This is a genomic window from Catenulispora pinisilvae, assembly GCF_015356865.1.
Lineage (GTDB): Bacteria > Actinomycetota > Actinomycetes > Streptomycetales > Catenulisporaceae > Catenulispora > Catenulispora pinisilvae.
This window is the reverse complement of sequence record NZ_JAAFZA010000345.1, coordinates 1-8,613: the sequence shown is the minus strand read 5'-3', so window position 1 is coordinate 8,613 and position 8,613 is coordinate 1. Positions and strand designations below refer to the sequence as shown.

Below are 8,613 nucleotides of genomic sequence, written 5' to 3'. Positions count from 1 at the left end.
GAGTACGACTGAGATGACCACTCATGTTGTGAAAAAACGGACTGATTTCCGCCGCCCTGCCGGGCGACCGCCACCGAACCGGCAAACCCGGCGGCGGAAATCTGGCGGTTTTTTCACAACGAAAGCCAACCCCGCACCCCACCGGCGGCCGCCATACCCGACTCACGTCGGATCCGGCGACCAAAACCCCCACCCAACCACCGGGCCTGCGCACCCAACCTACGCCCAAGCTACGCCCAGCCGGCGACCACACCACCAACCCGGCGAACCAACCCGGCCACCGCACTGGCGCCCGCAGATGTGACCGGCCCCACAGTCGCCATTATTGTCGCGTCGCGCCATTATCGCTAGGGTGATCACGGCCCCGGACCCTCTTGTCCGCCGCCGATCCCTTCTCCCGATCTGGAGCCGTCGCACCATGCCCAGACGCTCGGCGGGCACCTCGCGTCCCCACTACAACGTCATCTTCGCGGTCCTGCTCATCGGCATCTCCGCCTACGCGGTCCTACAGTCGTTGGTCGCCCCGGTCCTGGCGACCTTCATCACCGCCCTGCACACGACGCAGGACACTGCGACCTGGCTGATGACGGCCTACCTGCTGGCCGCCTCGGTGGCCACCCCGATCCTGGGCCGGATCGGCGACAAGGTCGGCAAGGAGCGGATGCTGGTCATCACGCTGCTGGCGCTGACCCTCGGCTCCGGGCTGGCGGCCCTGTCGCACTCGATCAGCCTGATGATCATCGCCCGGGCGATCCAGGGCCTGGGCGGCGGGCTGCTGCCGCTGTCCTTCGGCATCATCCGCGACGAGTTCCCGCCCGAGCGGGTGAACGCCGCGATCGGCCTGAGCTCGGCCCTGCTGGCCGTCGGCGGCGGGCTGGGGCTGCTGATCGCCGGTCCCATCGTCACCCACCTGAACTACCACTGGCTGTTCTGGATCCCGATGATCCTGACCGCGATAGCCACCGTCGCTTGTTGGCTCTGGGTGCCAGAATCCCCGGTGCGGACCCCGGGCAAGATCAGTTGGGGAGCGGCGCTGTGGCTGTCGGCCTGGCTGGTGCTGCTGCTGCTCGCCGTCAGCGAGGGCCCGACCTGGGGCTGGGGCTCGGCGAAGGTGCTGGCGCTGTTCCTCGGCGCGGCCGTCTGCCTGCCGCTGTGGATCTGGACCGAGGCGCGCTCCAGCGCTCCGCTGATCGACATGCGGATGATGCGGCTGCCCGCGGTGTGGACCACGAACCTGGTCGCGCTGCTGTTCGGCGTCGGCATGTACACCGTGATGACGTTCCTGCCGCAGTTGGTGCAGACCCCGAGGGCGGTGGCCGGCTACGGCCTGAGCGCCAGCATCACCCAGTCCGGCGTCTACCTGCTGCCGATGACCATCGGCATGTTCCTGCTCGGCATCGCCGCCGCGCCGCTGGCCAAGCGGGTCGGGCTCAAGGTGGTCCTGATCCTGGGCTGCCTGGCCAGCATCCCCGGCTTCGCCGCGCTGGCCCTGGGGCATTCGCAGGGCTGGCAGATCTACGTCGCCTCCGGCCTGCTCGGCATCGGCATCGGACTGGCGTTCTCCTCGATGTCCGCGATCGTGGTGCAGTCGGTCCCGGCCGCGCAGGTCGGGGTGGCCACCGGGATGAACGCCAACATCCGCACCATCGGCGGCGCGATCGGCAGCGGCGTGGCCGCGAGCATCCTGGCCTCCGGCGTCAGCCCGGCGAACCCGATCCCGAAGGACTCCGGCTACACCAACGTGTTCTGGATGCTGACCGCGGCCACGGTCCTCGCCGCGCTGGCCGGCCTGATCATCCCGGCGCTGAAGCAGCGGCCGCGCGCACCTGAGGACCGCTTGGACGTCGACGCCGAGGCGAAGGCCGGCGTTTAGTCAGTCCGCTAGTAAGTCCGCACTCTGAGATAGCCGGTGGACCACGCGCCACCGGCTATTCCCAGACAGCTGATGTGGATGGTATACGGTGCTCTATGCATCTTGGCTCGCAGCCAGAGCTCCATCCCACGCTGGTAGAAGAACGCGTCCTCGCGTCCGTCCCGCAAGTCCGCGCCTGTCTGGTCGTCTCGGCCCGCCTGCGCGGCCGGGTGCAGACCGACGTCCTGCTGGACCTTCAGCCCGGTGTCGATCCCGACGACGACCATGAGAGCGCGGTCCGGGCCGCACTCACCGAATCCGAGGCCGCGACGCTTCGCCGGGTCTTCGTCCTGGGCGCGGACCGGGACGAGCCGGAAGGCGGGCTCGACCATCACCGGGCCCTGATCCGGGAGCAGCAGATCGCTGAGATGGCCGGCGCACGGCTGCCCGGCGTCGGGCCCGGCGCGGATCCGGTTCCGGTGCCGGCCGAGCGCCTGCCGGTGGAGTTCGCGGGCGACGGCGCCGGGTCCGCCGGCCTGGCCTGGGGACAGCACGAGATCTGGCAGTCGATGACCCGGCAGGGCAACTGGCTGCCGTTGGGCGGCTGGCGGCCGCTGGATCCGGGGACCGGGGTCGAGGAGGTCGCCGACGAGTTGGCCTACCTGCACAGCCGGTTCCCGTCGATGCGGACCCTGCTGCACGTCGACGCGGACGGCGCGCTGCGCCAAGAACTGTCGGCGTCCGGGTCCACCCACCTGGAGGTCTACGACGCGGACCCCGGCCCCGAGGCCGCCGACCGGTTGGCCGGCGCCATCTCAGACCACTACCAACGCCTGCCCTACGACCTGCGCACCGAATGGCCGGTCCGGATGGCCGTGGTGCGCCAGGGCGGCGAGGCGACCCGGATGGCCGTCGTCATGCACCACCTGGCCCTGGACGGCGGCGGGGCCGAGATCATGATGCGCGACGTCGCGGTCCGGGCCAGCACGCCGCCGGCCGGGCTCCAGCAGCTGGAGCAGGCCCGGTGGCAGAGCTCACCGGCCGGCCGCCGACACAGCGACCGCGCCCTGCGGCACTTCGCCGAGATCCTGCGTGCGATGCCGACGCCGACCTTCCCGCCGTCCGGCGACCCGCGCCGGCCCCGCTACTGGAGCGCCGAGTTCGTCTCGCCCGCGCTGCGTCCGGCGCTGGCGGCACTGGGAGAGCGCACCGGCGCCGATCCGGCCCGCGTACTGCACGCGGTCTACGCGATCGCGCTCGCGCACGTCACCGGCGTGCACCCGGTCCTGTTCCGCCCGGTCATCGGCAACCGCTTCCGGCAACAGCTGGCCGACGTGGTGTGCCACACGGCCCAGGCCGGGGTGGTGCTGCTCGACGTCGCCGACGGCACCGTCGAGGACGTGATCGAGCGGGCCGGACCGGCCGCGATGAACGCCTTCAAGCACGGCTACTTCGACCCGGTACAACTCAATGCCCTGATCGAGGAGATCGGCCGGGAGCGGGGTGCCGAACTGGACGTGGCGTCGTTCTTCAACGATCGCCGCGGCACACCGACCGCCACGCCGAGCACCACGCCGACCAACCCGGCTGCGGCCACCGCCACGAGCACCACCACCGCCGACGACTACGCGAAAGCGCGCACCGCCAGCGAGTTCCGCTGGGTCGAGCGCCGCAACGACCCGGTGGAACGGTTGTTCCTGCACGTGGACGACTCGCCGGAGACGGTCACGCTCACCATCGAGGCCGACACCCGGGCCCTGTCGCCGTCCCAGATCGAGGCAGTGGTGCGCGAGATGGAAGAGGTGGCGGTGGCAGCGGCGATCCAGCCGGGTCTCAGCACTCGGATAACGGCAGGTTGACCCCGCTCGAAGGGTTCGCGCGGCCGATCGGCGGGTACGGCGTTCGAAGTGAAGACCATGATGCGGTTCGATGTCGTGATCGAGATTCCGGCGGGCTCCCGGAACAAATACGTCATGGACCACCGCCTGGGCCGCATCCGGCTGGAGCGGCAGCTGTTCACCTCGACCAGCTACCCGGCCGACTACGGCTACATCCCCGGCACGCTGGCCCAGGACGGCGACCCGCTGGACGCCGTGGTGCTCCTGGACAGCCCGGCGTTCCCCGGTATCGAGGTTTCGGTGCGGCCGATCGCGATCTACCGCTCGCAGGACGAGAAGGGCGTCGACAACAAGATCCTGTGCGTGGCGGCCGGCGACCCCCGCTACGCGGACGTCCAGGACCTGGCCGACGTAGCCCGCGAGCGCCTCGATGAGATCGGCCATTTCTTCGACGTCTACAAGGACACCGAACCCGGCCGGCAGGCGCACCCCGGCACCTGGGCCGACCGCGCCGCCGCCGAGGCGGTCATCGAGGCCGACCGGCGGCGGCTGAGCGAGGCGGCAGCCGAATAGGGCAGAGCCGCCGTGGTCACGGCGCCGAGCCGCGCGGTGGATATCCGGGGAATGTTCGGCCGGAAATCGGTGCGGATCTTTCCCCGCGGCAGTTCGTATCCGGTAAGGCGCTCCGGCGCTCAGTGCGGATCCGGCGCCGGGTTGGCCCCGGGCCGGGCCAGGAAGTCGAAGTCACAGCCCTGATCGGCCTGCGTGATGTGGTCGGCGTAGAGAGCGCCGTAGCCGCGCTCGAACCGCGGTGCCGGCGGCTGCCAGGCGGCGCGGCGCCGGGCCAGTTCGGCGTCGTCGACCTCCAGGCGCAGGGTGCGCGCCGGGACGTCGAGGGTGATCACGTCGCCGGTCCGGACCAGCGCCAGCGGGCCGCCGGCGTGGGACTCCGGGGCGATGTGCAGGACGCAGGTGCCGTAGCTGGTGCCGCTCATCCGGGCGTCGGAGATCCGGACCAGGTCCTTGACGCCCTGCTTCAGCAGGTAGGCCGGGATCGGGAGCATGCCGTACTCGGGCATGCCGGGGCCGCCGAGCGGGCCCGCGCCGCGCAGGACCAGCACGGTGTCCGGGGTGATGCCGAGCGCCGGATCGTCGATGCGCGCTTGGAGGTCGGGATAGGAGTCGAACACGACGGCCGGCCCGCTGTGGGTGAGCAGGCGCGGCTCGGCGGCCAGATGCTTGATGACCGCGCCGTCCGGGGCCAGGTTGCCCCGCAACACCGCGACGCCGCCGTGCTCGGCGACCGGGTTCGCCGAGGTGCGGATCACCTCGGGATCGTGGGTCTGGCTGTCGGTGTAGTACTGGCCGAAAGGGATCCCGGCGACGGTGGGGCGGTTCGGATGCAGCGTCCCCGGGACTTCGGCCAGCTGCCGGAACAGGGCCCTGAGACCGCCCGCGTAGTAGAAGTCCTCCATCAGGAACCTGCCGACCGGTCGGACGTCGGCCAGCACCGGTACGCGTTCCCCGATGGCGTCGAAGTCGTCCAGCCGAAGCTCCACCCCGAGCCGGCCGGCCATCGCGATCAGGTGAATCAGGGCATTGGTCGAACCGCTGAGCGCCAGGACCGTCGCCGCCGCGTCCTCGAACGCCTCGCGCGTCATCACCTGGTGCGGCGTCACACCCTCCCGCACAATCGCCACCGCGCGCATGCCGGAGGCCGCGGCCATCCGGTGATGTGCGGAGTCGACGGCGGGTATCGACGACGCGCCGGGCAGCGTCATGCCCAGCGCCTCGGCGCAGGCGGTCATGGTCGAGGCCGTGCCCATCGTCATGCAGTGCCCGGGCGAGCGCGCCAGGCCGCCCTCGACCTCGGCCATCTCGCACTCCCCGACGCGTCCGGCGCGGTATTCGTCGAAGTAGCCGAACAGGTCGGTGCCGCTGCCGAGCGTCTTGCCGCGGTGGTGGCCGCGCAGCATCGGACCGGCGGGCACGAACAGCGCCGGCAGCCCGGCGCTCGCGGCGCCCATCAGCAGCGCCGGTGTCGTCTTGTCGCAGCCGCCCATCAGCACCGCGCCGTCTACCGGGTAGGAGCGCAGTAGTTCTTCGGTCTCCATTGCCAGCAGATTGCGATAGAGCATCGGCGTGGGCTTCTGGAACGTCTCGGACAGCGTGGAAACCGGGAACTCCAAAGGGAATCCGCCGGCCTGCCACACGCCGCGCTTGACCTGTTCGGCGCGCTCGCGCAGGTGCATGTGGCAGGGGTTGATGTCAGACCAGGTGTTGAGGATCGCGATGACCGGCTTGCCGAGGTGTTCCTCCGGCAGATAGCCGAGCTGACGCATGCGGGAGCGATGGCTGAAGGCCCGCAGGTGGCCGCCGGTCGCGCCTTCGCCGAACCAGGCGGCGCTGCGCAGGGGCGGATGGTTCGGCGCGGATTCGCTTATGCCGTCGGCGCTATCAGCGCTTTCGGCGAGGCCGCCGGTGTCTGCGCTCACAGCCAACCCCCGGCCCGCCACTGGTCCAGCACGGCGCCGATCCGGTCCCGCAGCGGCTGCGGCAGCGGCCGGGACGGCGGCCGCACGTGCCGGTCGACGATTCCGAGCTGGGCCAACGCTTCCTTGACCACGCTGACGTTGTCAGCGCTGGCGTCGGCGCCGCGCAGCTCCTCGAATTCGCGGACCGTCTCCCACAGCGGCATCGCCTTGGCGAAGTCGCCGCCGCGCAGCGCGTCCAGCATCGCCATGGACAGCCGGGGGGCGACGTTGACCAGTCCGGAGGTGAATCCTGTGGCACCGACCGCGAAACAGCCCGGGGCGGACAGTTCCGCGAGCCCCGCGATCCAGGCGAAGGCGTCGAGCCCGGCGTCCCGCGCCACCGACGCGAAGCTGACCGAGTCCGGGACCGCGTACTTGACGCCGATCACGTTCGGGCTGTGTCCGGCCAGCGTGGCTATGTGCTCCCCGGTTATGCGCGCGTCGCGGACGTAGAGGACGATCCCGAGTTCGGGCACGGTATCGGCGATGGCGCGGTGGTACTCGATCCAGCCCTCGGCGGAGCGGTAGGGGTGCACCGGCTGGTGGATCATCAGGGCACTGGCACCGGCGCGCGCCGCGTGCCCGGCCGCGTCGACGGCGCCGGCCAGGTCCAGGCCGACCCCGGCCACCACCTCGGCCGCTCCGTCCACGGCCGCCACCGCCGATTCCACGGCCCGCCGCCGCTCGGCCTCGCTGAGGGTGTAGAACTCGCCGGTGTTGCCGTTGGGCGTGACGGCCTGGACGCCGTGTTCGACCAGGCGGCCGAGCACGGTGGCGTGGCCGTCCCAGTCCACGGCGCCGTCGGGGGTGAACGGGGTGACGGGGATCGCCACCAGCGTCGCCAGGCGGTCCCGCCGGTGGGCGAGGGTCGGCGGGATCGGGTCCTGCGATGCGGCGGTCATGATGTCGGCTCCGTTTCGTCGGGTCGGCCGGCCCGGGTGTCTCAGGCTTCGTCCTCGGGGAAGTTGCGTGCCACGAACGAGCTGATGTGCGCGCGCATCAGGATCCTGACCTCGTTGCCGTCCCGGCTCTCGGCCGCCGCCAGGATCGCCCGGTGCTCCGCGGCTTCCCGTTCCCACGTGGGGCGTTCGGCCCAGGCCGCGGCCGAGACGAGCGCGGTCTGGTCGCGCAGGTCGTCCAGGGCCCGCACCAGCAGCGGGTTGCCGCAGCCGAGGTACATCTCGCGGTGGAACGCGCGGTTGGCGAGCGAGCGCTCGGCGGCGTCAGCAGCCTGATCCGCCTGCTCCAGGGCGCGCCGTGCGGCCGACCAGTCGCCTCGGGAGGCGGCCGTGCGCCCGGCCGCGGCGGGTTCGAGCAGTTGGCGCATGTCGTAGATGTGGCGGGCGTGGGCGCGGTCCATCTCCCGGACCGAGCCGCCTTTGTAGGGGCTCATGGTGACCAGTCCGGTCCCGGCCAGCGTCTTCAGGGCCTCGCGGACCGGTGTCTTGGACACCCCGAACTGAGCCGCCAGTTCGGTCTCTATTAACGGTTGGCCGGGCTTCAGCTCGCCGGTCAGGATGGCATACTTGATGGCCTCCAGCACCGCCTCGGTGCGGGACGGCAACGCGCCGGGCGCGGAGCCTGTCGCGGAAGACGGGGTTGGGGCGGGCATCGAGGCTCCTGGTCGGTCAGATCTCATATATGAGATGTGATGCGAGCCTAGGGGTGCCGGCTGGGAGCGTCAACACTCAACAGCTGATGCGGGAGCAGTTGGCAGCGATTTCATATATGAGACGCGAGACGCGACGCGCTAGTCCCGTTTTCCGCGCGGCTAGTGCGGTGGCCGGATTGGTTCACCGGGTTGGTGGTGTGGTCACCTGTTGGACGAGAGTCGGGTGCGGAGGCCGCCGGTCGTGTACGGGGTTTAAAGGCGTTGTTGAGAAATCGGCAGATTTCGGCCAAATGTTCTCGCGCACCCGGCGGCGGGCGGGCAGGCGGCCGAAATCCGCCGGTTTCTCAACAACATGTGTACTCACCCCGAGAACGAACAACCCAGGCGCCAACCCCCCGACGCCGGGACCAGAACCACCGCAGCGCCCGCACCCAAGCCGGGCACGGCTGAGCCGACCACACACGTTGTGAACAAACGGCCGGTTTTCGTCCGCCCTGCCACGCGACCGCGCCTTGCGTACAAAAGCCGGCGGACGAAAACAGGCGGCTTTTTCACAACGCCCTTAACCCCGTACGTGACCGGCGGCCTCCGTGCCCGACTCTCACCCAACCCGCAACCACACCACCAACACGGCAAACCAATCCAGCCACCGCACTAGTAGCTTGTCGCTGCTTAGCTCTGGCATGTTCCGCTGGGTAGGTGGAAGGTGGTGGTGGGTCTTCCTTCCCTTCGTCGGTCAGGATTGTGATGTCTTCGGTGAAGAAGCGGCCGGTCGTG

6 protein-coding genes are annotated in these 8,613 nt (G+C 70.3%); 3 read left to right on the top strand and 3 right to left on the bottom strand.

Features of this window, described 5'->3' with window-relative positions; all coding sequences use genetic code 11:
• The first annotated feature begins 418 nt into the window (after positions 1–418).
• The 3 genes from IZR01_RS45980 to IZR01_RS45970 all read left to right on the top strand — a co-directional run bounded on the left by IZR01_RS45980 (position 419) and on the right by IZR01_RS45970 (position 4,263).
• Positions 419–1,873, top strand: coding sequence for an MFS transporter (locus IZR01_RS45980; protein WP_194899149.1), 1,455 nt, complete (start codon positions 419–421; stop codon positions 1,871–1,873).
• A 95-nt stretch (positions 1,874–1,968) separates the two neighbouring features.
• Positions 1,969–3,711, top strand: a complete 1,743-nt coding sequence (locus IZR01_RS45975) for a condensation domain-containing protein (protein ID WP_194927505.1) — start codon at positions 1,969–1,971, stop codon at positions 3,709–3,711.
• 60 nt (positions 3,712–3,771) lie between these two features.
• Positions 3,772–4,263, top strand: coding sequence for an inorganic diphosphatase (locus tag IZR01_RS45970; protein ID WP_194899153.1), 492 nt, complete (start codon positions 3,772–3,774; stop codon positions 4,261–4,263).
• Positions 4,264–4,382: 119 nt separating this feature from the next.
• On the opposite strand, the gene araD is transcribed toward IZR01_RS45970, so the two are convergent.
• The 3 genes from araD to IZR01_RS45955 are packed head-to-tail and all read right to left on the bottom strand — an operon-like array spanning position 4,383 to position 7,836.
• Complete coding sequence (gene araD, locus IZR01_RS45965) at positions 4,383–6,134, bottom strand: L-arabinonate dehydratase (RefSeq protein ID WP_438939728.1); 1,752 nt, start codon at positions 6,132–6,134, stop codon at positions 4,383–4,385.
• A 47-nt stretch (positions 6,135–6,181) separates the two neighbouring features.
• Entirely contained in the window at positions 6,182–7,126 is a 945-nt protein-coding gene (locus IZR01_RS45960) for a dihydrodipicolinate synthase family protein (RefSeq protein WP_194927504.1), read from the bottom strand.
• A 41-nt stretch (positions 7,127–7,167) separates the two neighbouring features.
• On the bottom strand, positions 7,168–7,836 hold the full coding sequence (locus IZR01_RS45955) for a GntR family transcriptional regulator (RefSeq protein WP_194927503.1): 669 nt from the start codon (positions 7,834–7,836) through the stop codon (positions 7,168–7,170).
• Between the last annotated feature and the right edge of the window lie 777 nt (positions 7,837–8,613).

Bases quoted from the DNA above. Each gene is read 5' to 3' on its own strand.
- IZR01_RS45970 (WP_194899153.1), top strand. From the start codon at position 3,772: ATGCGGTTCGATGTCGTGATCGAGATTCCGGCGGGCTCCCGGAACAAA.
- IZR01_RS45960 (WP_194927504.1), bottom strand. From the start codon at position 7,126: ATGACCGCCGCATCGCAGGACCCGATCCCGCCGACCCTCGCCCACCGG.
- IZR01_RS45975 (WP_194927505.1), top strand. From the start codon at position 1,969: ATGCATCTTGGCTCGCAGCCAGAGCTCCATCCCACGCTGGTAGAAGAA.
- IZR01_RS45980 (WP_194899149.1), top strand. From the start codon at position 419: ATGCCCAGACGCTCGGCGGGCACCTCGCGTCCCCACTACAACGTCATC.
- IZR01_RS45955 (WP_194927503.1), bottom strand. From the start codon at position 7,836: ATGCCCGCCCCAACCCCGTCTTCCGCGACAGGCTCCGCGCCCGGCGCG.